Source organism: Burkholderia crassaminum (assembly GCF_964265005.1).
GTDB lineage: Bacteria > Pseudomonadota > Gammaproteobacteria > Burkholderiales > Burkholderiaceae > Burkholderia.
In genome coordinates, this window is the sequence record NZ_OZ183799.1 from 1,418,939 (window position 1) to 1,442,331 (window position 23,393).

At 66.4% G+C, this 23,393-nt stretch carries 22 protein-coding genes; 16 read left to right on the forward strand and 6 right to left on the reverse strand.

Features of this window, described 5'->3' with window-relative positions; translation table 11 throughout:
• The first annotated feature begins 110 nt into the window (after positions 1-110).
• Together ACPTTF_RS06535 and ACPTTF_RS06540 are read left to right on the forward strand one after the other, a co-directional pair.
• Positions 111-632 (forward strand): phospholipase D-like domain-containing protein, encoded by a 522-nt coding sequence (locus tag ACPTTF_RS06535; RefSeq protein ID WP_423370634.1) that lies wholly within the window; start codon positions 111-113, stop codon positions 630-632.
• Between the two features lie 125 nt (positions 633-757).
• Positions 758-1,402: a phosphoribosyltransferase gene (locus tag ACPTTF_RS06540; protein WP_423370635.1), complete on the forward strand. Its 645-nt coding sequence runs from the start codon at positions 758-760 to the stop codon at positions 1,400-1,402.
• 7 nt (positions 1,403-1,409) lie between these two features.
• Here the strand turns inward: ACPTTF_RS06540 and ACPTTF_RS06545 are convergent, their stop codons facing one another.
• Positions 1,410-2,627: a polyhydroxyalkanoate depolymerase gene (locus ACPTTF_RS06545; RefSeq protein ID WP_423370636.1), complete on the reverse strand. Its 1,218-nt coding sequence runs from the start codon at positions 2,625-2,627 to the stop codon at positions 1,410-1,412.
• A 169-nt stretch (positions 2,628-2,796) separates the two neighbouring features.
• Between ACPTTF_RS06545 and ACPTTF_RS06550 the strand changes: the two genes are divergently transcribed.
• Together ACPTTF_RS06550 and ACPTTF_RS06555 are read left to right on the forward strand one after the other, a co-directional pair.
• Positions 2,797-3,426 carry a glutathione S-transferase gene (locus tag ACPTTF_RS06550; RefSeq protein WP_423370637.1) on the forward strand — a complete coding sequence of 210 codons (630 nt, stop codon included), beginning with the start codon at positions 2,797-2,799 and terminating at the stop codon, positions 3,424-3,426.
• Positions 3,427-3,654: 228 nt separating this feature from the next.
• Complete coding sequence (locus ACPTTF_RS06555; protein ID WP_174915255.1) at positions 3,655-3,861, forward strand: hypothetical protein; 207 nt, start codon at positions 3,655-3,657, stop codon at positions 3,859-3,861.
• 109 nt (positions 3,862-3,970) lie between these two features.
• Here the strand turns inward: ACPTTF_RS06555 and proP are convergent, their stop codons facing one another.
• On the reverse strand, positions 3,971-5,458 hold the full coding sequence (gene proP / locus ACPTTF_RS06560; protein ID WP_423370638.1) for a glycine betaine/L-proline transporter ProP: 1,488 nt from the start codon (positions 5,456-5,458) through the stop codon (positions 3,971-3,973).
• Positions 5,459-5,997: 539 nt separating this feature from the next.
• Between proP and ACPTTF_RS06565 the strand changes: the two genes are divergently transcribed.
• Positions 5,998-6,330 carry a YnfA family protein gene (locus ACPTTF_RS06565; RefSeq protein ID WP_122944979.1) on the forward strand — a complete coding sequence of 111 codons (333 nt, stop codon included), beginning with the start codon at positions 5,998-6,000 and terminating at the stop codon, positions 6,328-6,330.
• A 34-nt stretch (positions 6,331-6,364) separates the two neighbouring features.
• Here ACPTTF_RS06565 and dnaQ read toward each other — a convergent pair whose 3' ends face one another.
• Genes dnaQ through ACPTTF_RS06580 form a run of 3 tightly spaced genes read right to left on the reverse strand, consistent with a single transcriptional unit; the run spans position 6,365 to position 8,390 of the window.
• Positions 6,365-7,099, reverse strand: coding sequence for a DNA polymerase III subunit epsilon (gene dnaQ / locus ACPTTF_RS06570; RefSeq protein WP_166963166.1), 735 nt, complete (start codon positions 7,097-7,099; stop codon positions 6,365-6,367).
• 38 nt (positions 7,100-7,137) lie between these two features.
• Entirely contained in the window at positions 7,138-7,581 is a 444-nt protein-coding gene (gene rnhA / locus ACPTTF_RS06575) for a ribonuclease HI (protein ID WP_011351593.1), read from the reverse strand.
• Positions 7,578-8,390, reverse strand: coding sequence for a class I SAM-dependent methyltransferase (locus ACPTTF_RS06580; protein WP_166963164.1), 813 nt, complete (start codon positions 8,388-8,390; stop codon positions 7,578-7,580). Before ACPTTF_RS06580 ends, rnhA begins: the two co-directional genes overlap by 4 nt.
• An 18-nt stretch (positions 8,391-8,408) precedes the next feature.
• Between ACPTTF_RS06580 and gloB the strand changes: the two genes are divergently transcribed.
• The 8 genes from gloB (at position 8,409) to ACPTTF_RS06620 (ending at position 18,882) form a co-directional block, all read left to right on the forward strand.
• Positions 8,409-9,215 carry a hydroxyacylglutathione hydrolase gene (gloB, locus tag ACPTTF_RS06585; RefSeq protein ID WP_423370639.1) on the forward strand — a complete coding sequence of 269 codons (807 nt, stop codon included), beginning with the start codon at positions 8,409-8,411 and terminating at the stop codon, positions 9,213-9,215.
• Between the two features lie 151 nt (positions 9,216-9,366).
• Positions 9,367-10,929 carry a transglycosylase SLT domain-containing protein gene (locus tag ACPTTF_RS06590; protein ID WP_423370640.1) on the forward strand — a complete coding sequence of 521 codons (1,563 nt, stop codon included), beginning with the start codon at positions 9,367-9,369 and terminating at the stop codon, positions 10,927-10,929.
• 157 nt (positions 10,930-11,086) lie between these two features.
• Positions 11,087-12,304, forward strand: coding sequence for an MFS transporter (locus tag ACPTTF_RS06595; RefSeq protein WP_423370641.1), 1,218 nt, complete (start codon positions 11,087-11,089; stop codon positions 12,302-12,304).
• A gap of 364 nt (positions 12,305-12,668) precedes the next feature.
• Positions 12,669-13,814, forward strand: coding sequence for a glutamine-hydrolyzing carbamoyl-phosphate synthase small subunit (gene carA / locus ACPTTF_RS06600; RefSeq protein ID WP_166963159.1), 1,146 nt, complete (start codon positions 12,669-12,671; stop codon positions 13,812-13,814).
• Between the two features lie 36 nt (positions 13,815-13,850).
• Positions 13,851-14,510, forward strand: a complete 660-nt coding sequence (leuE, locus tag ACPTTF_RS06605) for a leucine efflux protein LeuE (RefSeq protein ID WP_166963157.1) — start codon at positions 13,851-13,853, stop codon at positions 14,508-14,510.
• Positions 14,511-14,559: 49 nt separating this feature from the next.
• Entirely contained in the window at positions 14,560-17,814 is a 3,255-nt protein-coding gene (gene carB / locus ACPTTF_RS06610) for a carbamoyl-phosphate synthase large subunit (RefSeq protein ID WP_423370642.1), read from the forward strand.
• 118 nt (positions 17,815-17,932) lie between these two features.
• Positions 17,933-18,409, forward strand: coding sequence for a transcription elongation factor GreA (gene greA, locus ACPTTF_RS06615; protein WP_166963146.1), 477 nt, complete (start codon positions 17,933-17,935; stop codon positions 18,407-18,409).
• A 14-nt stretch (positions 18,410-18,423) separates the two neighbouring features.
• Positions 18,424-18,882: a DUF4149 domain-containing protein gene (locus ACPTTF_RS06620; protein WP_423370643.1), complete on the forward strand. Its 459-nt coding sequence runs from the start codon at positions 18,424-18,426 to the stop codon at positions 18,880-18,882.
• A gap of 79 nt (positions 18,883-18,961) precedes the next feature.
• Here the strand turns inward: ACPTTF_RS06620 and ACPTTF_RS06625 are convergent, their stop codons facing one another.
• Positions 18,962-19,489 (reverse strand): YhbY family RNA-binding protein, encoded by a 528-nt coding sequence (locus tag ACPTTF_RS06625; RefSeq protein WP_166963144.1) that lies wholly within the window; start codon positions 19,487-19,489, stop codon positions 18,962-18,964.
• 193 nt (positions 19,490-19,682) lie between these two features.
• Between ACPTTF_RS06625 and ACPTTF_RS06630 the strand changes: the two genes are divergently transcribed.
• The 3 genes from ACPTTF_RS06630 to folP all read left to right on the forward strand — a co-directional run bounded on the left by ACPTTF_RS06630 (position 19,683) and on the right by folP (position 23,380).
• Positions 19,683-20,345 carry an RlmE family RNA methyltransferase gene (locus tag ACPTTF_RS06630; protein ID WP_166963142.1) on the forward strand — a complete coding sequence of 221 codons (663 nt, stop codon included), beginning with the start codon at positions 19,683-19,685 and terminating at the stop codon, positions 20,343-20,345.
• 166 nt (positions 20,346-20,511) lie between these two features.
• Positions 20,512-22,410: an ATP-dependent zinc metalloprotease FtsH gene (ftsH, locus tag ACPTTF_RS06635; RefSeq protein WP_166963140.1), complete on the forward strand. Its 1,899-nt coding sequence runs from the start codon at positions 20,512-20,514 to the stop codon at positions 22,408-22,410.
• A 76-nt stretch (positions 22,411-22,486) separates the two neighbouring features.
• Positions 22,487-23,380, forward strand: a complete 894-nt coding sequence (gene folP / locus ACPTTF_RS06640; RefSeq protein ID WP_423370644.1) for a dihydropteroate synthase — start codon at positions 22,487-22,489, stop codon at positions 23,378-23,380.
• Positions 23,381-23,393: the final 13 nt, after the last annotated feature.

The following is a 23,393-nucleotide window of genomic DNA, read 5'->3' on the forward strand; positions in this document are numbered from 1 at the left end:
CCCGAAAAACAGGCTGAAACACAGTCGTCAGGCCCTCGTTCCGCACTGTGTGTTGCGCCGGCGCAGCAGCATCGCAGCCGGCGCTTGCCACGCGATTTGGCATCGCTACAATGGCGCCCGCCATGAGACCAGCCGCCTTCCTTCTCGCCGCGCTTTGCTGCGCGGCGAGCGCCCACGCCAGCCAGATTCCGTCCGACGCCGCATCGGTCGGCACATACTTTTCGTATGACAATGCGGCGGCCGACGCGACCGTCGACCTGATCGAGCAGGCGCAGCACCGCGTGTTGCTGGCCGGCTATACGCACGTGCCCCCGGCGGTCGCGAGCGCGCTGCGCGCGGCCCGCTCGCGCGGGATCGAGGTGCGTGTCGTGCTCGTGCGTTCGCCGCGCGCGGGCCGGTACAGCGGCGCAGGCTATCTGAAATCGTCGGGTATCGACGTGGCGATCGATTTGCGGCACGGCGATCCTGCGCCGCGCTTCGTGATCGTCGACGACAGCGTCGCGCTGACGACGCTGTCCGAGGGTGCGACCGCGCATGCGGAAACGGTGAATGTGTTCCATCGCGCCCCCGAGCTTGCGCAGTCCTATGCGCAGTCGTTCTGGCGGTTGTACCGGCAGGCCGGCGGCCTCTGACCCTTTCCTTCGGCGCCGTGCGCGCCGGTGTGACCCCGCTTGCATCGGCGCTGCCGATGAACCATGCTCGTTGACAGGCGCCGACGCGGGTTTCGCGCATCCGGCGCAACGGCAGGGAGCCGATCGTGTTCGAGTGTTTTGCCGATCGCGCCGATGCCGGCTGCCGTTTGGCCGATGCATTGCGCGATTACGCGGGGCGCAGCAATGTCGTCGTGCTCGCATTGCCGCGCGGCGGCGTGCCCGTCGCGTATCCGGTCGCTTGTGCGCTGCGCGCGCCGCTAGACGTGCTGGTCGTACGCAAGCTCGGTGTGCCGTCCGATCCCGAGCTCGCGATGGGCGCGATCGCGACGGGCGGTGCGATTCATCTGCAGCGTTCGGTGCTCCGTTCGATGAACGTGTCCGGCGCGCAGCTCGCCGATGTGATCGCGCGCGAGACGGTCGAACTGCATCGCCGCGAAGCGCTGTATCGCGGCGCCGCGCCGCCGCTGCCGGTCGAGGGGCGCATCGCGATCGTCGTCGACGACGGCGTCGCGACCGGCGCGTCGATGCGCGTCGCGCTGCAGGCGTTGCGCGAGCGCCACCCGGCGCGCATCGTCGCGGCTGCCCCGGTCGCGCCGGCGGGCGCGCGGCATGCGTTCGACGATCTGGCCGACGCGTTCGTCACGGTCTCGCAGCCGCTGCCGTTCTTCGGGATCAGCCAGTTCTACGCGCGCTTCGAGCAGACGAGCGACGACGAGGTACGTGCGTTGCTCGACGCGGCCCAACTCTGACGCGGCGTCACGGCCGCGGGATGCGGTGCGGGCGAGGGCGGCGGCTTTCGGCCCACGCGAACACGCGCTGCAACATCGGATGGACCTCTCCGTGCCAGCGCACCCCCGTGAACAGCCCGTAGTGATCGCAGTCGCCGATGTCGACGCGGTAGCGCTCGTCGTCGGCGAGGCCGCTGCACATGTCGAGCGCCGCGTGCGTCTGGCCGGCGCCCGTGACCGCGTCGCATGCGCCTTCGACGGTCAGCAACGCGACGCCGCGCAGCGCGGCCGGCTCGACGCGCTGGCCGCCCACGTCCCACGTGCCGTGCGCGAGGCTCATGCGCTGGAACACGATGTCGATCGTATCGAGGAAATACTCGGCCGGCATGTCGAGCAGCGCCGTATATTCGAGCAGCGCACGCCGCGCGCCGGCGAGCCCGGTCATGTCGAAGCGCGACGCGGCCAGCGCGTACGCTTCAATCAGCGACAGGAAGCGCTGCGGGTACACGAGCGCGATCTCGCCCTGCTGCAAATAGGTGGGAAACACGTGGCGGCCATGCCCCGCGAAACCGGGCGGCACGACGTCGATCAGGTGCCGGCGGCACCAGCCTAGCGAATGGGCAGCAGCGGCGGTGCCGAGCGAACTCGGATTCCGGCGTGCGTCGAGCGGGCCGCCGATCAACGTGACGCTCGCGGGCGGTGCAAGACCGCGAGCGGCGCGCAGTGCGAGCGCGCCGAGCACCGGCACGGTCGCCTGGCACACGGCGACCACATGCAGCGGCCGGTCGTCGTGCGCGAGCCCGTCGACGAAGCCGTCGAGCGTCGCGACATATTCGTCGAGCCCGAAGCGGCCCGACGCGAGCGGCACGTCGCGCGCATTGCGCCAGTCGGTCACGCAGACGTCGCCGTCCGCGAGCAGCGTCTCGACGGTTTCCCGCATCATCACGGCCGCATGCCCGGCGAGCGGCGCGCACAGCAGCACCGTGCGCTGCGCCTCGGTGCGCGCGAAGCGCCGCAGGTCGCAGAACGGTGTGTGCGCGACGACGCGCTCGCCGAGGGCCGGCCATCCGATGTCGAAGTGCGGGGGGGCGGTCGACGGCCCGAGCAGCGGCTCGAACAGGTCGTCGTAGCACGACGACGCGGCGTGCGGCAGCGTGGCCGCGGGCCACGCGTCGAACGCATGCCGCGTCGCCACGCGCCAGGCGCGCATCCATTCCCGCTGCTGCTCGACGAGGGCATACCACATGGCGAACCTTGGGGTGGAAGGGGCGTGAACTTGCATTATGGCCACTATGGCCGGACAACGTGAGCCCCGCGCGGCCGGCTGATGCGCAGCAAGCGCACGGGCGCGCTAGGCGAAGCCCTGCGACGCTGCTACAGTCGTCGATCCCATTCCCTCGAGCGGAGCGTTTGCGATGAAGCTGATCGGCATGCTGGATTCTCCATTCGTGCGCCGCGTCGCCATTTCGGCGAAGCTGCTCGACCTCCCGTTCGAACACGAGTCGATCTCGGTGTTCCGTCATGTCGAGCAGTTCAGGGCGCTCAACCCGGTCGTCAAGGCGCCGACGCTCGTGACCGGCGACGGCGCAACGCTGCTCGACTCGTCGCTCATCGTCGACTATCTCGATCACCTGGTCGCGCCCGAGCGGCGCCTGCTGCCCGAGGATGCCGCTGCGCGGCTGAACGTGCTCGTACCGGTCGGATTCGCGCTGGCGGCCGCCGAGAAGACGGTGCAGGTCGTGTACGAGCAGGCGCTGCGTCCGGCGGACAAGCAGCACGCGCCGTGGCTCGAGCGCGTGCTGGGCCAGATCGAGGGCGCATACGGCGCACTGGAGCTGCTCGTCGCCGCTGCGAACGGCTGGTTCGGCGGCGCGCGCCTGCTGCAGTCCGATGTGACGGTCGCGGTGGCGTGGCGCTTCACGCAGTTCATGGCAGCCGACTACCCGGCGCTCGCGCGGATCGATCCGGCCCGTTATCCGGCACTGGCCGCGCATTCGGCACGGGCGGAAGCGCTGCCGGTGTTTGTCGAGACGCCGCTCGTCTAGGGCCTGTTCACGCGAACAACGGGCTTGCGAACGTGCGTTGCCGGTCGCGGTGCAACGGGTAAGGAGGGGCGACCGACCACCGCGCGCTGCGCCCGGTCGCCCGCCCGGCCTTGTCCGGCAAGCCTTTGCCGATTGTTCTCCGCGGCTGACAAGTGACTTCGCATTCGCGCGGTTTATCCGGAAGCGGCCGGTCCCTAGAATCCACTCCATCGAATCACGCATTGCCAGATGGAGCCGATGATGAAAGCCCTGATCGAATCGAGCCTGTATCACCCGTCCCTCGTGTTGCCGCTTGCCGCGCTGACGCAGTTGATGGTCGAGCGCGATTTCAATCTCAGTCAGGTCGGGCTGATCGTCGCGGCGCGCGGCGCGCAGGCTGCCGTGTCACGGTCGCGTGCACTGATTTTCTGCCGCCACTGCGAAGCGCAAGCATGAGGGCGCTTGCGTCGCATGAATGAAAAAAAGCCCGGCCGGCGCAAGCCGGTCGGGCGGATCGGGTTCGATCGGGCCCCGGCTTCGGCCGGGGCTTTTTCATGGGCGACGCTCAGGCGCGCGCGGTCGATACGACAGGATACATGCCGGAATCGTCGTCCTCGCGCATCTGGCGCACGAGCTGGTGGGCTTCGCGGCGCGTCGCGACGGCCGGCGGCGAGCCCTTGAGCGGCTGGCGCGCGGTTTCGGCGAGCGCGACGACCGACACGATGCCGATCACGGCGGCGCCCATCATGTAGTACGCGGGCATCATCAGGTTGTGGGTCACGTCGACGAGCCACGCGGTGACGAGCGGCGTCGTGCCGCCGAACAGCGACACCGACACGTTGAAGCCGATCGCGAGCGCGCCGTAGCGGATCTCGGTCGGGAACAGTGCCGGCAGTGCCGACGGCATCACGCCGGTAAAGCACGACAGCAGCACGCCGAGGATCAGCAGGCCGCCGAACACCGACGCGGTGGTGCCGGCGTGAATCAGCATCATCGACGGGATCGACAGCACGAGCAGGCCGACACAGCCGGCGAGCATCACGGGCTTGCGGCCGATCCGGTCGGACAGGCGGCCGGCGGCGAGCGTCAGCGGCATCATCAGCACCATCACGATCAGCACGAGCACGAGGCTGTGCGATTCGTCGAAGTGCAGCGTCGACGACATGAAGCTCGGCAGGTACGACAGCACCATGTAGTCGGTCACGTTGAAGATCAGCACGAGGCCGACGCACAGCAGCAGCGCACGCCAGTTGCGCATCAGCGTGTCGCGGAAGCGCGCCTTCGGCACGGCCTTGTCCTGCGCTTCGCGCTCTTCGGCCTGGCGCTTGAACGCGGGCGTTTCCTCGAGCTTCATCCGGATGTAGAGACCGATCAGGCCGAGCGGGCCTGCAATCAGGAACGGCACGCGCCAGCCCCACGACAGCAGCGCTTCCTGCGACAGCGACGCGGTGAGCAGCGCGACGACGCCGGCGCCCATCACATAGCCGATCAGCGTGCCGAATTCGAGGAAGCTGCCCATGAAGCCGCGGCGCTTGTCGGTCGAGAATTCGGCGATGAAGGTGGCGGCGCCGCCGTACTCGCCGCCGGTCGAGAAGCCCTGCACGAGGCGTGCGACGAGCAGCAGTACTGGCGCCATGATGCCGATCGACGCGTAGCTGGGGATCAGGCCGATCGCGAAGGTGCCGACGGCCATCATGATCATCGTGGCGGCGAGCACGCGCTGGCGGCCGATGCGGTCGCCGAGCGGGCCGAACACCATGCCGCCGAGCGGGCGCACGAGGAATGCGGCCGCGAACGTGCCGAAGGTGGCGAGCAGCTGCGCGGACGGGCTGCTGGACGGGAAGAACACCTTGCCGAGCGTGACGGCGATGTAGCTGTAGACGCCGAAGTCGAACCATTCCATCGCATTGCCGATGGCCATTGCGCTGACGGCGCGCTTGAGGAGGCTCTGGTCGACGACGGTTATGTCGTCCGCGACGAGCGGGGCTTCGCCGGACGACGAAGCGGAGGAAGAGGCAGCGGTCGGGCTGACGTGTGTTGCGGTCAAGGTCATGCACTCCTTTGACTGCGCCGAACGGGCGGGCCGTCCGACACGGTTTGCCGGCGAGCGCGGTGTCGTGTGCGGCGCGTCGGGGCAGACCATTAAGCACTTACTGCACAAAAGGCGATAAAGGGCCGTAAGGGGCTGCTTCGACGCGGGCCCGATGGGCCGTCGCGACAGTGCGCTCATGAAGAATGGGCCGCGTGATGCAGGCGGCAGATACCGGTGCGGACGGTGTGTCCGGCGTTCCGGCAACGCCCCGGAGGGGCAACGAAACGAGAAAAGCGGGCCTGTCGGGCGGGCTTTCCTGTGGGTGCAATTTCGGTCGAAGGGCCGGCCCGCAACGCGCGGACGGACTTCTCTCGAAATCGAATAGACAGAGATTGAATGTTGAAACAAGCGACATGATAGCACGATGACGGATGATCGCGCAAATTGCCGGGAAACGCCCGTCTGGCGGGGGATCCGGCGGGGGCGGCTCGGGTATGATCGGCGGCGCGCGGCGGGGCCGTGCCGCCCTGGTGACGGGGGCTGAATTCGCGAGGAACCGGATGACCGAACTGATGAGGATCGCGGCGCTGTTCGCCGCCACCGCGCTGGCCGAAATCGTCGGCTGTTACCTGCCGTGGCTCGTGCTGAAGGAGGGGCGGCCGGTATGGCTGCTGGTGCCGGCCGCGCTGTCGCTCGCGCTGTTCGCGTGGCTGCTGACGCTGCACCCGAGTGCGGCGGGGCGCACCTATGCCGCGTACGGCGGCGTGTATATCGCGGTAGCGCTGGTCTGGCTGCGAGTGGTCGACGGTGTCGCGTTGACCCGCTGGGATGTGGCCGGCGCGGCGCTCGCGCTCGGCGGAATGGCGGTCATCGCGCTGCAGCCGCGCGCGTGAGCGCGGCCGCGGCGCGTGCCGCGTGCCACGTGTGTCAGGCCGTTTCGGCGGCGCCCGCGTCGGCCGACGCGCGCCATACGCAGGTGCCCTTGACCGACTTGTCGAGCTCGTCGAGCTGCGCCTGGTGCGCGGCGAGTTCGTCGTCGCTCGCGGCCACCACGGCCAGGTCGAGCGCGGCGAGCGACACGCGCTGACCGTTCGCCGCGCCGCCGTCGGCGCCCCCGTCGTCGAGCATGTCGATCACGAGGCTGTCCTGGCCGCGCGTCATCGCGAGATACACCTCGGCGAGCAGCTCCGAGTCGAGCAGTGCGCCGTGCAGTGTACGGTGCGCGTTGCTGATGCCGAAGCGGTCGCACAGCGCGTCGAGCGAGTTGCGCTTGCCGGGGAACATCTGCTTGGCCTGCACGAGCGTGTCGATCACGCTGCCGCATTGTTCGGTGAACGGCGGCAGGTCGAGCCGCGCGAATTCGGCATCGAGGAAGCCAAGGTCGAACGGCGCGTTGTGGATGATCAGCTCGGCGTCCTTCACGAAGTCGCGGATCTGGTTGGCGACTTCCGCGAATTTCGGCTTGTCGCTGAGGAATTCGGTCGTGAGCCCGTGCACCGCCAGCGCGCCCGGATCGCTGTCGCGCTCGGGGTTCACGTAGAAGTGCAGGTTGTTGCCGGTGAGCCGCCGGTTCAGCAGCTCGACGCAGCCGATTTCGATGAGGCGGTCGCCCGTGCGGGCGTTCAGGCCGGTGGTTTCGGTATCGAGAATGATCTGGCGCATGTCGGGGAAAACGTAGAAAACAAGGGGGCGGCCCGCGTTCAGGCCGTGAGCGATTCGACGCCGCGATTCGCGAGCGCATCCGCGCGCTCGTTTTCGGGATGGCCCGCGTGGCCCTTGACCCAGCGCCACTCGACCTCGTGCTGCGCGACGAGCGCGTCGAGGCGCTTCCACAGGTCGGCGTTCTTCACGGGCGTCTTCGCCGCGGTAATCCAGCCTTTCTTCTTCCAGCCGTGGATCCACTCGCTGATGCCTTTCTGCACGTATTGCGAGTCGGTATGCACGATCACCTGGCACGGGCGCTTCAGCGCTTCGAGCGCGGCGATCACGCCCATCAGCTCCATACGGTTGTTGGTCGTGTTCGGCTCGCCGCCGAACAGCTCCTTCTCTTTGTCGCCGTAGCGCATCAGTGCGCCCCAGCCGCCGGGGCCGGGGTTGCCCTTGCAGGCGCCGTCGGTATAGATGTCGATGGTATCGGTAGTCATGAATGTTCTTGATGGGTGGTCGGGGAGGCCGCCGGCGTCAGGCCCGGTGCGAGCACGGGCTTCTTCATCTTGATCTGGCCGACGAGACGCATGCCGCGCACGCGCTTGACGGCCGTCACCATGTAGACGGCGCCGAAGATCGGCCACCAGCGGTCGCCGGCGGACTCCATGAAGCCGCAGCGGGCCAGCCACTTGTCGGTGGCGAGCGGCGGCCGGTAGCAGCCGAAGCGGCCGCGTTCGAGGTCGAAGCCGAGCAGCTTGATCCAGTCCTTGAGCCGGATGAACGCGATCTGGTCGCGCGTGGCCGGCACGAACGGACGGTTCGCCATGCGCCCGAACGATTGCCGCATGCCCCACAGGCTGAGCGAATTGAAGCCGGTGATGACGAGCTGGCCTTCCGGCATCAGCACGCGCTCGGCCTCGCGCAGCAGGCGGTGCGGGTCGGACGTGAATTCGAGCGTGTGCGGCATTACGATCAGGTCGACGCTCTGCGACTCGAACGGCAGGTCGAGCAGGTCGCACCAGGTCGTGCTGCGATCGGCTGGTGCATGCTCGGGCGAATGGGCTTCGCGGGCCCACGGATACTGATAGGGCGCGCTCGCGCCGCTTGCCGGATCGAGCACGAGGCCGCGATACGGCATGCGGTTCTCGCGCAACGCATCGAGCTGCGGCAGGCCGAGCTGCAGCGCGTGGAACCCGAAGACGTCGGACACGATCCGGTCGAGCTGCGCCTGCTCCCAGCCCAGCACATAGCGGCCGGGCGGCGAGTCGGTCCAGGCGGGCCAGTCTATAATTTGACGATCAGACATAACGATGATTGCGCGCCCATGAACGAGCTGGAATACGTGCCGGTTCCGGCATTCGAAGACAACTATATCTGGCTCGTCTCGGACGGCCGCGATGCAATCGCCGTCGACCCGGGTGAAGCCGCGCCGGTGCGCCGGGTTCTTGCCGAACGAGGCTGGCGGTTGACCGCTATTTTACTCACGCACCACCACGCCGACCACGTCGGCGGTGTCGAGGCGCTGCGCAATAGCCAACCGGCCGATGTTCCGCTGACCGTTTACGGCCCCGCGGCCGAAGCGATCGGCGTGGTCACGCGGCCACTTTCGGGCGGCGATCGCGTGATGCTCGACGCACCGGCCGTCGCATTCGACGTGCTCGACGTGCCCGGTCACACGCGCGGCCACATCGCCTATTTCCAGGCGGCAGGGCAGTGCAACGCGGCGCCGCACGTGTTCTGCGGCGACACGCTGTTCTCGTGCGGCTGCGGCCGCCTGTTCGAAGGCACGCCCACGCAGATGCTCGCGTCGCTCGACGCGCTCGCGGCGCTGCCGGGCGACACGCACGTGCATTGTGCGCACGAATACACGCTGTCCAATATTCGCTTCGCGCTCGCATGCGAGCCCGGCAATGCGGCGCTCGCTGCGTGGCGCGACGAAGCGCAGGCGCTGCGCGCGCGGGGCGTGCCGACGCTGCCCACTACGATCGCTCACGAGCGTGCCGTTAACCCGTTCATGCGGGCGGACAGTGCGGCGATTCATGCCACGCTCGAGGCCGAGCTGCACGAAACAGTGCCGGATCGTCTGGCGGCATTCACGCTGATGCGCGAGTGGAAAAACCGGTTCCGATGATGTTTTCCGGAGGACTCCAAAGCTCAAGCGGTGTCTGTAAAAATTGCTCCAAATGTAGGATTTCGCTGAGTTTTCGGTGTTTTTATTGACGTGAAGCACGCACTTCCGTAGTATCGCCTGCAATTTCCAGCCGTCGGAAGCCGAGATTTTCATGCGACTTATATTGAGTGCGATGGTGGTCCTGCTACTCGCCGCTTGTGCGAGCCAGGCCCCTGTCGCCAACAACGCCGCCGATTCGCAGGCGACGTCCAACTACCTCCGTAAATCAGCCACCGCCAAAGAAACTGTCGACGTCGACAAGCAATCCGTCGGCGACCTGACCAGTGCCGACTCCGATCTGTGGGGGCGCATTCGCCGCGGCTTCCAGATGCCCGACCTGCAGAGCGACCTCGTCGACATGCAGACGACCTGGTACACGCAGCGTCCCGATTACGTGCAGCGCATGACCGAGCGCTCGCAGAAGTACCTGTATCACATCGTCGAGGAGCTCGAGGCGCGTCACATGCCGACCGAGCTCGCGCTGCTGCCGTTCATCGAGTCCGCGTACAACCCGCAGGCGCTGTCGGTCGCGAAGGCGGCCGGCATGTGGCAGTTCATGCCCGGCACGGGCCGCACGTATAACCTGAAGCGCAACATGTGGCAGGACGAGCGCCGCGACGTGCTCGCGTCGACGAGCGCCGCGCTCGACTACCTGTCGCGCCTGCATGACATGTTCGGCGACTGGTATCTGGCGCTGGCCGCGTACAACTGGGGCGAGGGCAACGTGCAGCGCGCGATCGCGCGCAACCAGGCGGCCGGTCTGCCGACCGACTACCAAAGCCTGCGGATGCCGAACGAGACGCGCAACTACGTGCCGAAGCTGCAGGCGGTGAAGAACATCATCGCAAGCCCGCAGCAGTATGGCCTGACGCTGCCGGAGATCCCGAACCACCCGTATTTCGTGACGGTCACGACGTCGCGCGACATCGACGTCGCGGTGGCGGCAAAGCTCGCGAACCTGCCGCTCGACGAATTCCGCTCGCTGAACCCGTCGTTCTCGAAGCCGGTGATCCTCGGCGCGACCGAACCGCAGATCCTGCTGCCGTTCGACAACGCGTCGGCGTTCGAGAAGAACCTGAAGGCCTACAACGGCCAACTGTCGACGTGGACCACCTACACGGTGAGCGAACGTGCGCGCCCGGCCGCGATCGCCGAGAGGATCGGCGTCGACGCCGATACGCTGATGTCGGTCAACAAGATTCCGGCCGGTATGCGCCTGAAGCCGGGCTCGACGATCGTCGTGCCGCGCGGCGATGACGACGACGAGGACATCAGCGCCGACGTCGCTGAAAACGGCGCGCTCGCGATGGAGCCCGATGTACCCGACACCCGCAAGATGCTGATCCGCGTGCGCCGCAAGCAGTCGATGGCGGCGATCGCCGGCCGCTACGGCGTGTCGGTCGGCCAGCTCAAGGCGTGGAACCGCACGCATCGCGATCTGGCGATGCCGGGCCAGGCGCTCGTGCTGCACGTGCCGGTCGGCCGTTCGGTGCCGGCGGAGCCGGGCCCGGAGCGGATCGCGACGTCGGCCGGCGGGGCGCACATCGAGCGCGCGAGCCTGGCGGTGGGCGGCAAGTCGCACGGCGCGAAGCGCGGCGCGGCCAAATCGGCGAAGGCGGCTCCCGCGAAAGCGGCGCCGGCCAAGGCCGCTGCGCACAAGGGCAAGAAGAAGTAACGCAGTCGCGAGCGCATTGCGCGGCCGGCCCGGTTCGTGCGATTGCGTTATCATCCGACGAAATGCGACGAAACGCCGTCACCAAGGTGACGGCGTTTTTGTTTGTGCGCGGCGCGGGGGCGCCGCCTTGAATGTCTTCATATAACAAGGGGAAGCGATGTCGTCGGTGCAGGTGAGGGTGCTCGCGCTGTTTTCGGTCGGGTATTTCGTGTCGTATGTGTTTCGCGGCGTCAATCTGGGCTTCGCGCCGTTCGTCACGCACGAGCTCGGGTTGTCGGCCGCCGATCTCGGCCTGCTCACGAGTCTTTATTTCCTCGGCTTCGCGGGCGCGCAGATCCCGGCGGGCGTGATGCTCGACCACTTCGGCCCGCGCCGCGTGACGGCCGGCATGCTGCTGTTCGCGGCCGCCGGTGCGGCCGTGTTCGGCGCCGCGCACAGCCTCGGCACGATGATGGTCGGCCGGCTGCTGATCGGTGTCGGCGTGTCGGTGTGTCTCGGCGCGGCGTTCAAGGCGCTCGCGCAGCATTTCCCGGTCGGCCGGCTGCCGCTCGTCAACGGCCTCGTGATGGCCGTGGGCGGCCTCGGAGGCGTGATGGTCGGCTCGCCGCTGACCTGGCTGCTCGGCTGGACGAGCTGGCGCGCGATCTGTTTCGGCCTCGCCGTGCTGACGGTGGCTGTCGCGGTATCGATCGGCCTGGGCGCGCCGGAAGCGAAGCAGGTGCGCCACCAGGGCGGGCTCGTCAGCCAGTTCAAGGGCACGTGGCATATCCTGAGCAGCCGCGCGTTCTGGAAGATCTCGTCGTTCTCCGTCGTCACGCAGGGCGTGTTCTACGCGATGCAGTCGCTGTGGGTCGGGCCGTACCTGCGCGACGTCGCGGGGTTCGATGCGCCGCATGCGGCGCGCCTCGTGTCGGTGCTCGGCTTCGCGATGATGGCCGGCTGCGTCGGCTTCGGCGCCGCGGCGCGCGTGCTCGAGCGCCGCGGCGTGTCCGTGTACGCGTTCTGCGGCGTCGGGATGGCGCTGTTCGTCGCGACGCAGGCCGCGATCGTCGCGCGCGTGCCGTTGCCGCCGGCCGTGCTGTGGGCCGCATACGGGATGTTCGGCGGCGTCGGCATCCTGACCTACGCGGTGATGGCCGGGCATTTTCCGGCGCATCTGATCGGCCGCGCGAACACCACGCTCACGCTCGTGATCTTCCTGCTGATCTTTGCGTTCCAGATCGGAGTCGGCGCGGTGCTGTCGCACTGGCCGGCGGTTGACGGCCGCTATCCGGCCGCCGCGCACTTCACCGCATGGGGTGTGCTGCTCGCGCTGCAGCTCGCGAGCGCGGTCTGGTACGTATGGCCCGCGCGCGGCGCTGGTCAAGCGCACTGATCCGGCGGTACGCTGGGGGTAGGGCGGCCGCGCAAACGGGGCCGCAGCGCGTTGCTTCGCGCCGCCGCGCGTCGCGCGCACACGATCGGACGGCCATATCGATTGAAGATAAGGCCATTTTCAGGCTATAATTTGAAAGTTTGTGCTGATCAACCTCGCACCCTAGCGCCTACCTCATTCATCCCGTTCATCCGCCGCACGCCGCCTGCCGGGCGATGCCGCGAAGCCTCGTGCGCCACGCGCCGGCTTCGCGCCTCGACAACGCAGGCCGCGTCCAGCTAGCGACCACGCGCGCCCACGCAGCGCGGCGCTCGCGCGGCAGGGTAAACAGGTCGGCAGCAGGGTGTTCCCCAAGGAGCCTCCCGTGTTGCCGTCTTTTACTCCCGCCTTGCTTGCACTCGCCGACGGCACGGTCTTTCGTGGTTATTCGATCGGGGCCGAAGGCCACACGATCGGCGAAGTCGTGTTCAATACCGCGATCACCGGCTATCAGGAAATCCTGACTGATCCGAGCTACTCGCGCCAGATCGTCACGCTCACCTATCCGCATATCGGCAACGTCGGCGTCAACGCCGAAGACGTCGAAGCCACGAAAGTCCATGCCGCCGGCCTGATCATCCGTGATCTGCCCACGCTCGCATCGAATTTCCGCATGGACCGCACGCTCGGCGACTACCTGCGCGACGAAGGCGTCGTCGCGATCGCCGGCATCGATACCCGCAAGCTGACCCGCATCCTGCGCGACAAGGGCGCGCAGAACGGCTGCATCCTGACGGGCTCGGACGACGAAGCGAAGGCGATCGAGCTCGCGCGTTCGTTCCCGGGCCTCGCGGGCATGGATCTCGCGAAGGTCGTGTCGACCACGAAGCCGTTCGAGTGGAAGCAGACCGAATGGCGCCTCGAAGGCGGCTACGGCATGCAGGAAGCGCCGAAGTACCGCGTCGTCGCCTACGATTTCGGCGTCAAGTACAACATCCTGCGCATGCTCGCGGAGCGTGGCTGCCACGTGACGGTGCTGCCGGCACAGGCGAGTGCGGAAGACGCGCTCGCGCTGAATCCGGACGGCATCTTCCTGTCGAACGGCCCCGGCGATCCGGAACCGTGTGATTACGCGATCGCGGCCACGAAGGAATTCATCGCGCGCGGCGTGCCGACTTTCGGCATCTGCCTCGGCCACCAGATCATGGGCCTCGCGGTCGGTGCGAAGACGCTGAAGATGAAGACGGGCCACCACGGCGCGAACCATCCGGTGAAGGATCTGGGCGACGGCCGTGTCGTGATCACGTCGCAGAACCACGGCTTCGCGGTCGACGCCGATTCGCTGCCGGCCAACGCGCGCGTGACGCACGTGTCGCTGTTCGACGGCACGCTGCAGGGCTTCGAGCTGACCGACAAGCCGGCCTTCTGCTTCCAGGGCCACCCGGAAGCGTCACCCGGCCCGCACGACATCGGCTACCTGTTCGACCGTTTCACCGCGCTGATGGACGCGGCGAAGCAGCGCAACGCCTAAGTCACTGACGCAACCGAAGGACGGGAGATTCACATCATGTTCGGCCACGCACTCGGCATCACGGATATCTGGACCTACGTGTTCGGCGTGATCTTCATCATCCTGCTGCCGGGGCCGAACTCGATGTACGTGCTGTCGCTCGCGGCGCAGCGCGGCGTGAAGGCCGGCTATCGCGCGGCCTGCGGCGTATTCGTCGGCGATACGGTGCTGATGGTGCTGTCCGCCGCGGGCGTCGCGTCGCTGCTGAAGGCGAACCCGCTGCTGTTCTCCGTCGTCAAGTACGGCGGCGCCGCGTATCTGCTCTACATCGGCACCGGCATGCTGCGCAGCGCGTGGCAGAAGCTGCGCGCGCCGGCGAATGCGCCGGCCGAGGCAACGCCCGCGGTCGACGGCGAGCGGCCGTTCCGCAAGGCGCTGATCGTGAGCCTGCTGAATCCGAAGGCGATCCTGTTCTTCATCTCGTTCTTCATCCAGTTCGTCGACCCGGCATTTCCGCATCCCGCGCTGTCGTTCGTCGTGCTCGGGGCGATCGCGCAATGCGCGAGCTTCCTGTACCTGAGCACGCTGATCTTCGCGGGCGCGCGGCTCGCCGAGCATTTCCGCCGCCGCCGCAAGCTTGCGGCAGGCGCGGCGAGCAGCGTGGGCGGCCTGTTCATCGGTTTCTCGGTGAAGCTTGCGCTCGCGACCATGAGCTGAGCGCTGCCGGCCGACCCACGACAACGATTACTTATTGAATTCACAAGCCATGCCAAAACGCACAGACATCAAGAGCATCCTCATCATCGGCGCCGGCCCGATCATCATCGGCCAGGCGTGCGAGTTCGACTATTCGGGCGCGCAGGCTTGCAAGGCGTTGCGTGAGGAGGGCTACAAGGTCGTTCTCGTCAACAGCAACCCGGCGACGATCATGACCGACCCGAACACGGCCGACGTGACCTACATCGAGCCGATCACGTGGGAAGTCGTCGCACGCATCATCGAGAAGGAGCGCCCGGACGCGATCCTGCCGACGATGGGCGGCCAGACCGCGCTGAACTGCGCGCTCGACCTGCACCATCACGGCGTGCTCGAAAAGTTTGGCGTCGAGCTGATTGGCGCATCGCCGGAAGCGATCGACAAGGCGGAAGACCGCCAGAAGTTCAAGGAAGCGATGACCAAGATCGGTCTCGGTTCCGCGAAGTCGGGCATCGCGCACTCGATGGAAGAGGCGACCAAGGTGCAAACCGAGATCATGGCTGAGACGGGTGGCAGCGGCTACCCGGTCGTGATCCGTCCGTCGTTCACGCTCGGCGGCTCGGGCGGCGGCATTGCATACAACCGCGAAGAGTTCGAAGAGATCTGCAAGCGCGGTCTGGATCTCTCGCCCACGCGCGAACTGCTGATCGAAGAGTCGCTGCTCGGCTGGAAGGAATACGAGATGGAAGTCGTGCGCGACCGCGCCGACAATTGCATCATCGTGTGCTCGATCGAGAACCTCGACCCGATGGGCGTGCACACCGGCGACTCGATCACGGTCGCGCCGGCGCAGACGCTCACCGACAAGGAATACCAGATCCTGCGTAACGCATCGCTCGCGGTGCTGCGCGAGATCGGCGTCGACACGGGCGGTTCGAACGTGCAGTTCTCGATCAACCCGAAGGACGGCCGCATGGTCGTCATCGAGATGAACCCGCGCGTGTCGCGTTCGTCGGCGCTCGCGTCGAAGGCGACGGGCTTCCCGATCGCGAAGGTCGCGGCGAAGCTGGCAGTCGGCTACACGCTCGACGAGCTGAAGAACGAAATCACCGGCGGCCAGACGCCGGCATCGTTCGAGCCGACGATCGACTACGTCGTCACGAAGATCCCGCGCTTCGCGTTCGAGAAATTCCGTGAAGCCGATTCGCGCCTGACGACGCAGATGAAGTCGGTCGGCGAAGTGATGGCGATCGGCCGCACGTTCCAGGAATCGTTCCAGAAGGCGCTGCGCGGCCTCGAAGTGGGCGTCGACGGTCTCGACGAGAAGTCGACCAACCGCGACGAGATCGCGATCGAGATCCACGAGCCGGGCCCGGACCGCATCTGGTATGTCGGCGATGCATTCCGCATCGGCATGACGGCCCAGGAAATCTTCCAGGAAACCGCGATCGATCCTTGGTTCCTCGAGCAGATCGAGCAGATCATCCTGAAGGAAAAGGCGCTGTCGGGCCGCACGCTCGCGTCGCTGTCGTTCGACGAGCTGCGCTACGTGAAGCAGAGCGGCTTCTCCGACCGCCGCCTCGCGAAGCTGCTCGGCGCGACGCCGGAAGACGTCCGCCGCCGCCGCGTCGAACTCAACGTGCGCCCGGTGTACAAGCGCGTCGACACCTGCGCGGCCGAGTTCGCGACGAAAACGGCGTACATGTACTCGACCTACGAGGAAGAGTGCGAGGCGCAGCCGACCACCAACAAGAAGATCATGGTGCTGGGCGGCGGCCCGAACCGGATCGGCCAGGGCATCGAGTTCGACTACTGCTGCGTGCACGCGGCGCTCGCGATGCGCGAGGACGGCTACGAAACGATCATGGTCAACTGCAACCCGGAAACGGTGTCGACCGACTATGACACGTCCGACCGCCTGTACTTCGAGCCGCTGACGCTCGAAGACGTGCTCGAGATCGTCGACAAGGAAAAGCCGGTCGGCGTGATCGTCCAGTACGGTGGCCAGACGCCGCTGAAGCTCGCGCTCGACCTCGAGGCGCACGGTGTGCCGATCGTCGGCACGTCGCCGGACATGATCGACGCGGCCGAAGACCGCGAACGCTTCCAGAAGCTGCTGCAGGACCTCGGCCTGCGCCAGCCGCCGAACCGCACCGCACGCGCCGAAGACGAAGCGCTCAAGCTCGCCGAGGAAATCGGCTATCCGCTGGTCGTGCGCCCGTCGTACGTGCTGGGTGGCCGCGCGATGGAAATCGTCCACGAGCCGCGTGACCTCGAACGCTACATGCGCGAGGCCGTGAAGGTGTCGAACGATTCGCCGGTGCTGCTCGACCGCTTCCTGAACGACGCGATCGAGTGCGACGTCGACTGCATCTGCGACGGCGAAGCCGTGTTCATCGGCGGCGTGATGGAACACATCGAGCAGGCGGGTGTCCACTCGGGCGACTCGGCATGCTCGCTGCCGCCGTACTCGCTGTCGAAGGAAACCGTGGCCGAGCTGAAGCGCCAGACGGGCGCTATGGCGAAGGCGCTGAACGTGGTCGGCCTGATGAACGTGCAGTTCGCGATCCAGCAGGTGCCGCAGGCGGACGGTTCGAAGCAGGACATCATCTACGTGCTGGAAGTGAACCCGCGCGCGTCGCGCACGGTGCCGTACGTGTCGAAGGCGACCAGCCTGCCGCTCGCGAAGATCGCGGCGCGCGCGATGGTCGGCCAGAAGCTCGCGCAGCAGGGCGTGACGAAGGAAGTCGTGCCGCCGTACTTCAGCGTGAAGGAAGCCGTGTTCCCGTTCGTCAAGTTCCCGACCGTCGATCCGGTCCTCGGGCCTGAAATGCGTTCGACCGGCGAAGTGATGGGCGTCGGCCAGACCTTCGGCGAAGCGCTGTTCAAGTCGCAGCTCGCGGCCGGCTCGCGCCTGCCGGAGTCGGGCACGGTGCTGCTGACCGTGATGGACGCGGACAAACCGAAGGCAGTCGAAGTCGCGCGCATGCTGCACGACCTCGGCTACCCGATCGTCGCAACGAAGGGTACGGCTGCCGCGATCGAAGCGGCCGGCGTGCCGGTGAAGGTCGTGAACAAGGTGAAGGACGGCCGTCCGCACATCGTCGACATGATCAAGAACGGCGAGATCGCACTCGTGTTCACGACGGTCGACGAAACGCGCCAGGCGATTGCCGATTCGCGTTCGATCCGCATGAGCGCGCAGGCGCACAAGGTCACGTACTACACGACGATGTCGGGCGCGCGCGCGGCGGTCGAAGGCTTGCGCTACCTGAAGGATCTGGAAGTCTATGATTTACAAGGTCTTCACGCTCGCCTAAACTAAGCAGTCAGTTTCCTGTTGAAGCAATACGTGCCGCGATTAGGCGGTGTTTCCAGTGCATCGGAAACGCGCTTAATCGCGGTGATTTTTTTTATAGCCGTTTTTAGCGATTGAGCCGTTTATGAGCACCATTCCGTTGACAAAGCGTGGCGCAGGGCAACTGCGCGATGAATTGCAGCGCCTCAAGTCCGTCGAGCGGCCGGCCGTGATCAACGCGATCGCGGAGGCCCGCGCACAGGGTGATCTGTCCGAAAACGCCGAATACGATGCTGCGAAGGAAAAGCAGGGCTTCATCGAGGGTCGCATCGCGGAACTCGAATCGAAGCTGTCCGCCGCGCAAGTCATCGATCCCACGGTGCTCGACGCCGATGGTCGTGTGGTGTTTGCCGCGACCGTCGAACTCGAGGATCTCGAGTCGGGCGACACGGTCAAGTACCAGATCGTCGGTGACGACGAAGCCGACATCGATCACGGCCTGATCTCGGTCAGCTCGCCGATCGCGCGCGCACTGATCGGCAAGACCGAAGGCGACGTCGCGGCCGTGCAGGCGCCGAGCGGCGTGCGCGAGTACGAAATCATCTCGGTCAGCTACATCTGAAGCGGGGCGACACGATGCCGCATCGCGTGTTCCGTCTGCTGTCGGCCGTCTGGGTCGGCAGCCTGCTGACGATCGGGTATGCGGTCGCGCCCGTGCTGTTCAAGATGCTGGAGCGGATGACGGCCGGTTCGGTCGCCGCCCAGTTGTTCCGTATCGAGGCGATCCTCGGTGTCGTGTGCGGCGTGCTGCTGCTCGCGCTGTCGAACCAGCAGGTTCGACGTGGCAGCAGCGAATATCGCCGCGTGCGCTGGGTCGTCGCCGCGATGGTCGTGTGTGTGCTGGTCGGGTATTTCGCGCTGCAGCCGTTCATGAATGCGCTGCGGGTTGCCGCGATGGACGCGGGCACCGATATCGCGAACTCGCCGTATGCGAGCCGCTTCGGGATGCTGCACGGCGTCTCGAGCGTGTTCTACCTCGTCGAGAGCGTGCTGGGGCTGATGCTGATCTGGCGTCTGCCGGCGCGCGACGCCTGACGCGAGTGCCGCGCAGGCCCGGTCGTTACCGGGCCCGCGGGCAGGGAAGCGGTACGGCGTAGCCGTGCCGCCCCGATGCTTACTTGTCCTGGAACGGACGCTTCGTGCTGGCCTGGCGCTTCTTGGCGCGTTTCACGTTACCGCCTGCCGTCACGCGCTCGTTGCCGCGCACGACGACCTTCGTCGGCTTCGGGCGACGCACGGGGCTTGCGTTCGGCGACACCTTGACGACCTTGACGGTGCGCGGTGCACGGCCTTTCTTGTCGTCGACGGCTTCGGCCGCGCTCGGCAGCGTGCCGGCACGACGGCCGCGGGCCGGGGCCGCTGCGGCGGCTTCGGGCTTCCAGATCACCAGCAGCTTGCCGATGTGCTGGATCGGCGCCGCGCTCAGGCGATCGCAGATCTCGTCGTAGATCGCGATGCGTTCGTCGCGCTCGTCGCCGAACACGCGGATCTTGATCAACTGGTGCGCGTTCAGGTGCACCTTGATTTCCTTCAGCACGGCGTCGGTCAGCCCTTCGGCGCCGATCAGCACGACGGGCTTGAGCGCATGGGCCTGGGAGCGCAGCGCGGAGCGCTCGGCGGGAGAAAGCGAAAGGGCGGGCATGGAAATGTCGAAATCTTAATAAGGGCGCGCTGACTGAATAGCGATCGCGGTAAGTTACCGCGTCAGCCGTGCGCCGAAACCACGTAAAATCGCGGCTTGGGCCTGAAAAGGGGCCGCAGCCGCGCGAAGAAGACGCGTATTATCCGCTAAAAGCGCGGCTTCACGAAGCAATTGGCAGCAATCTCTCTCTCGAATGGCAAAAAACCGCTTCAACCAGCACTGGCTGCACGACCACATCAACGACCCGTACGTCAAAATGGCGCAGCGGGAGGGCTATCGCGCGCGCGCCGCGTACAAGCTGAAGGAAATCGACGAGCAGGACAAGCTGATCCGTCCGGGCCAGGTGATCGTCGATCTCGGCGCGACGCCGGGCAGCTGGAGCCAGTATGCCCGCAACAAGCTCGCGCAGGGCAAGAAGCGCGACACCGAGCGCGAAGGCGGCATCGACGGCACGATCGTCGCGCTCGACATCCTGCCGATGGAGCCGATCGCCGACGTCCACTTCCTGCAGGGCGACTTCCGCGAGGACGAGGTTCTTCACCAGCTCGAGGAATTGCTCGAAGGCCGCGCGGTGGACCTTGTTATTTCCGACATGGCCCCCAACCTCTCAGGCGTGGCCTCGGCGGACGCGGCGCGCATCGAGCATCTGTGCGATCTGGCGCTCGAATTCGCGCAGAATCATCTGAAGCCGGACGGTGCGCTGCTCGTGAAATGCTTTCACGGCAGCGGCTACAGCCAGATCGTCGAGAAATTCAAACAGCAGTTTAAGACCGTCGCGCCGCGCAAGCCGAAGGCGTCCCGCGACAAATCGTCCGAAACGTTCATTTTGGGTCGGCATCTGAAGCATCCGCGCTGATGCGCAGCGAGGTGCCGCAAACGGGCTCCGGCCCTTGCCAGACAAGCGAAGCGCTATCGCGGCGGTTGTCAATGCTTATGGCGAGGGTGGTCGGACTGGATTAGAATGACCGAGGGGCGCCGCAAGGAAAATGTAGGCGCTCGTCTACGAGTGAAGGAGTGGTGCTTTGAACAACAATATGTTTTCGAAGGCAGCGGTGTGGCTGGTGATCGCACTGGTGCTGTTTACGGTGTTCAAGCAGTTCGACAAGCCCCGCGTTCAGGAAGGCGTGTCCTATTCGCAGTTCATGGACGACGCCAAGAGCGGCAAGGTCAAGAACGTCATCGTTCAGGGGCGCAACCTCACCGTCACTCCGGCTGATGGCCAGAAATACCAGATCGTGTCGCCCGGCGACATCTGGATGGTTGGCGATCTGATGAAGTACGGCGTGCAGGTCAGCGGCAAGGCCGACGACGAGCCGAACGCGCTGATGTCCGCGCTGTACTACCTCGGGCCGACGATCCTGATCATCGTGTTCTGGTTCTACATGATGCGGCAGATGCAGGGAGGCGGCAAAGGCGGCGCGTTCTCGTTCGGCAAATCGCGTGCGCGGCTGATCGACGAGAACAACAACGCGGTGAACTTCTCCGACGTCGCGGGCTGCGACGAAGCGAAGGAAGAAGTGTCCGAGCTCGTCGACTTCCTGCGCGATCCGCAGAAATTCCAGAAGCTGGGCGGTCGCATTCCGCGCGGCGTGCTGCTCGTCGGCCCTCCGGGTACCGGCAAGACGCTGCTGGCCCGCGCGATCGCGGGTGAAGCGAAGGTGCCGTTCTTCAGCATCTCGGGTTCGGACTTCGTCGAAATGTTCGTCGGCGTCGGCGCGGCTCGTGTGCGCGACATGTTCGAGCAGGCGAAGAAGCATGCACCCTGTATCGTATTCATCGACGAAATCGACGCGGTCGGCCGTCATCGCGGCGCCGGCATGGGCGGCGGCAACGACGAGCGCGAACAGACGCTGAACCAGATGCTCGTCGAGATGGACGGCTTCGAGGCGAACTCGGGCGTGATCGTGATCGCCGCAACCAACCGTTCCGACGTGCTCGACAAGGCGCTGCTGCGTCCGGGCCGTTTCGACCGCCAGGTCTACGTCGGTCTGCCGGACATCCGCGGCCGCGAACAGATCATGCGCGTTCACCTGCGCAAGGTACCGATCTCGAACGACGTCGATGCGGCAGTCATCGCGCGCGGCACGCCGGGCTTCTCGGGCGCTGATCTCGCGAACCTCGTGAACGAAGCTGCACTGTTCGCCGCACGTCGTGGCAAGCGTATCGTCGAGATGCAGGATTTCGAGGACGCGAAGGACAAGATCTTCATGGGTCCGGAACGCAAGTCGGCCGTGATCCGCGAAGAGGCGAAGCGCGCAACCGCTTACCACGAGTCGGGCCACGCGGTGGTCGCGAAGCTGCTGCCGAAGGCCGACCCGGTGCACAAGGTCACGATCATTCCGCGCGGTCGCGCGCTGGGTGTGACGTGGCAGTTGCCCGAGCATGACAACGAGACGTACTCGAAGGACTACCTGATGGACCGCCTCGCGATCCTGTTCGGTGGCCGGGTGGCGGAAGAGTTGTTCATGAACCTCGTCAGCACCGGTGCATCGGACGACTTCAACAAGGCAACGCAGACGGCGCGCGCGATGGTGGCCCGTTTCGGCATGACCGATGCGCTCGGACCGATGGTCTACGTCGACGACGAGAACGATGCGTCGCCGTTCGGTCGTGGCTTCACGCGCACGATTTCGGAAGCGACGCAGCAGAAGGTCGACTCGGAAATCCGCCGCGTGCTCGACGAACAGTACGGCCTTGCGCGCCGCCTGCTCGACGAGAACCGCGACAAGGTCGAGGCGATGACCGCCGCGCTGATGGAGTGGGAGACGATCGACGCCGATCAGATCAACGACATCATGGAAGGCCGTCCGCCGCGCTCGCCGAAGAGCTCGCCGGCTGTCGGCGGCGATTCGTCGGGTGGCGGCAGCAGTGCCGAGGTGAAGCCCGGCAACGCGCCGGCACCTGCTTCGCCGGCGGCATAATCTCCGCTTTAGCACCGTTCACGGGCTGGTGTGACTTCACACCGGCCCGTTTTGCATTCATTCGCGCCAGTTGCTCGTGTCCGATTCCGCTGCTTCTCCACACATTCCCGCGCCGCTCCAGTGCGGCCGCTTCGAACTGACGTTCGAGCGCCCGCTCGTGATGGGCATCCTCAACGCTACGCCTGATTCGTTTTCCGACGGCGGCCGCTTCCTCGCGCGCGACGATGCGCTGCGCCAGGCCGAGCGGATGATTGCCGAAGGCGTCGACCTCCTCGATATCGGCGGCGAATCGACGCGCCCCGGCGCGCCGCCCGTACCGCTCGACGAGGAGCTCGCGCGCGTGATCCCGCTCGTGGAAGCGCTGCGGCCGTTGAACGTGCCGCTGTCGATCGATACCTACAAGCCGGCCGTGATGCGTGCGGCGCTGGCCGCAGGCGCCGACCTGATCAACGACATCTGGGGGTTCCGCCAGCCGGGCGCGATCGACGCGGTGCGCGAGGGCAACTGCGGGCTGTGTGCGATGCACATGCTCGGAGAGCCACAAACGATGCAGGTCGGTGAACCCGATTACGGCGACATCGTGGCCGACGTGCGTGATTTTCTCGCCGCGCGCACACAGGCGCTGCGCGAGGCGGGGATTGCGCCGGAGCGGATCTGCGTCGATCCCGGTTTCGGGTTCGGCAAGGCGGTTGTCGACGACAACTACGCGCTCTTGGCCGCGTTGCCGGAAACGGCACCCGCGCGGCCCGACGGGCGCGCATATCCGATACTCGCGGGCATGTCGCGCAAGTCGATGCTCGGCGCGCTGATCGGCGGCAAGCCGCCGATGGAGCGCGTCGCGGCGAGCGTGGCGGCCGCATTGTGCGCGGTCGAGCGCGGGGCGGCGATCGTGCGCGTGCACGATGTCGCTGCGACGGTCGATGCGCTGAAAATCTGGAATGCCGTGCGCGAAGCCGCGCGGCAACGATAAGTCAGAAGACGAA

What these genes read in the sequence shown, in the direction of transcription:
- ACPTTF_RS06535 (WP_423370634.1), top strand. Translation starts at nt 111, where the DNA reads ATGGCGCCCGCCATGAGACCAGCCGCCTTCCTTCTCGCCGCGCTTTGC.
- ACPTTF_RS06545 (WP_423370636.1), bottom strand. Translation starts at nt 2,627, where the DNA reads ATGTGGTATGCCCTCGTCGAGCAGCAGCGGGAATGGATGCGCGCCTGG.
- ACPTTF_RS06550 (WP_423370637.1), top strand. Translation starts at nt 2,797, where the DNA reads ATGAAGCTGATCGGCATGCTGGATTCTCCATTCGTGCGCCGCGTCGCC.
- ACPTTF_RS06555 (WP_174915255.1), top strand. Translation starts at nt 3,655, where the DNA reads ATGGAGCCGATGATGAAAGCCCTGATCGAATCGAGCCTGTATCACCCG.
- proP (WP_423370638.1), bottom strand. Translation starts at nt 5,458, where the DNA reads ATGACCTTGACCGCAACACACGTCAGCCCGACCGCTGCCTCTTCCTCC.
- ACPTTF_RS06565 (WP_122944979.1), top strand. Translation starts at nt 5,998, where the DNA reads ATGACCGAACTGATGAGGATCGCGGCGCTGTTCGCCGCCACCGCGCTG.
- dnaQ (WP_166963166.1), bottom strand. Translation starts at nt 7,099, where the DNA reads ATGCGCCAGATCATTCTCGATACCGAAACCACCGGCCTGAACGCCCGC.
- rnhA (WP_011351593.1), bottom strand. Translation starts at nt 7,581, where the DNA reads ATGACTACCGATACCATCGACATCTATACCGACGGCGCCTGCAAGGGC.
- ACPTTF_RS06580 (WP_166963164.1), bottom strand. Translation starts at nt 8,390, where the DNA reads ATGTCTGATCGTCAAATTATAGACTGGCCCGCCTGGACCGACTCGCCG.
- gloB (WP_423370639.1), top strand. Translation starts at nt 8,409, where the DNA reads ATGAACGAGCTGGAATACGTGCCGGTTCCGGCATTCGAAGACAACTAT.
- ACPTTF_RS06590 (WP_423370640.1), top strand. Translation starts at nt 9,367, where the DNA reads ATGCGACTTATATTGAGTGCGATGGTGGTCCTGCTACTCGCCGCTTGT.
- ACPTTF_RS06595 (WP_423370641.1), top strand. Translation starts at nt 11,087, where the DNA reads ATGTCGTCGGTGCAGGTGAGGGTGCTCGCGCTGTTTTCGGTCGGGTAT.
- leuE (WP_166963157.1), top strand. Translation starts at nt 13,851, where the DNA reads ATGTTCGGCCACGCACTCGGCATCACGGATATCTGGACCTACGTGTTC.
- carB (WP_423370642.1), top strand. Translation starts at nt 14,560, where the DNA reads ATGCCAAAACGCACAGACATCAAGAGCATCCTCATCATCGGCGCCGGC.
- greA (WP_166963146.1), top strand. Translation starts at nt 17,933, where the DNA reads ATGAGCACCATTCCGTTGACAAAGCGTGGCGCAGGGCAACTGCGCGAT.
- ACPTTF_RS06620 (WP_423370643.1), top strand. Translation starts at nt 18,424, where the DNA reads ATGCCGCATCGCGTGTTCCGTCTGCTGTCGGCCGTCTGGGTCGGCAGC.
- ACPTTF_RS06625 (WP_166963144.1), bottom strand. Translation starts at nt 19,489, where the DNA reads ATGCCCGCCCTTTCGCTTTCTCCCGCCGAGCGCTCCGCGCTGCGCTCC.
- ACPTTF_RS06630 (WP_166963142.1), top strand. Translation starts at nt 19,683, where the DNA reads ATGGCAAAAAACCGCTTCAACCAGCACTGGCTGCACGACCACATCAAC.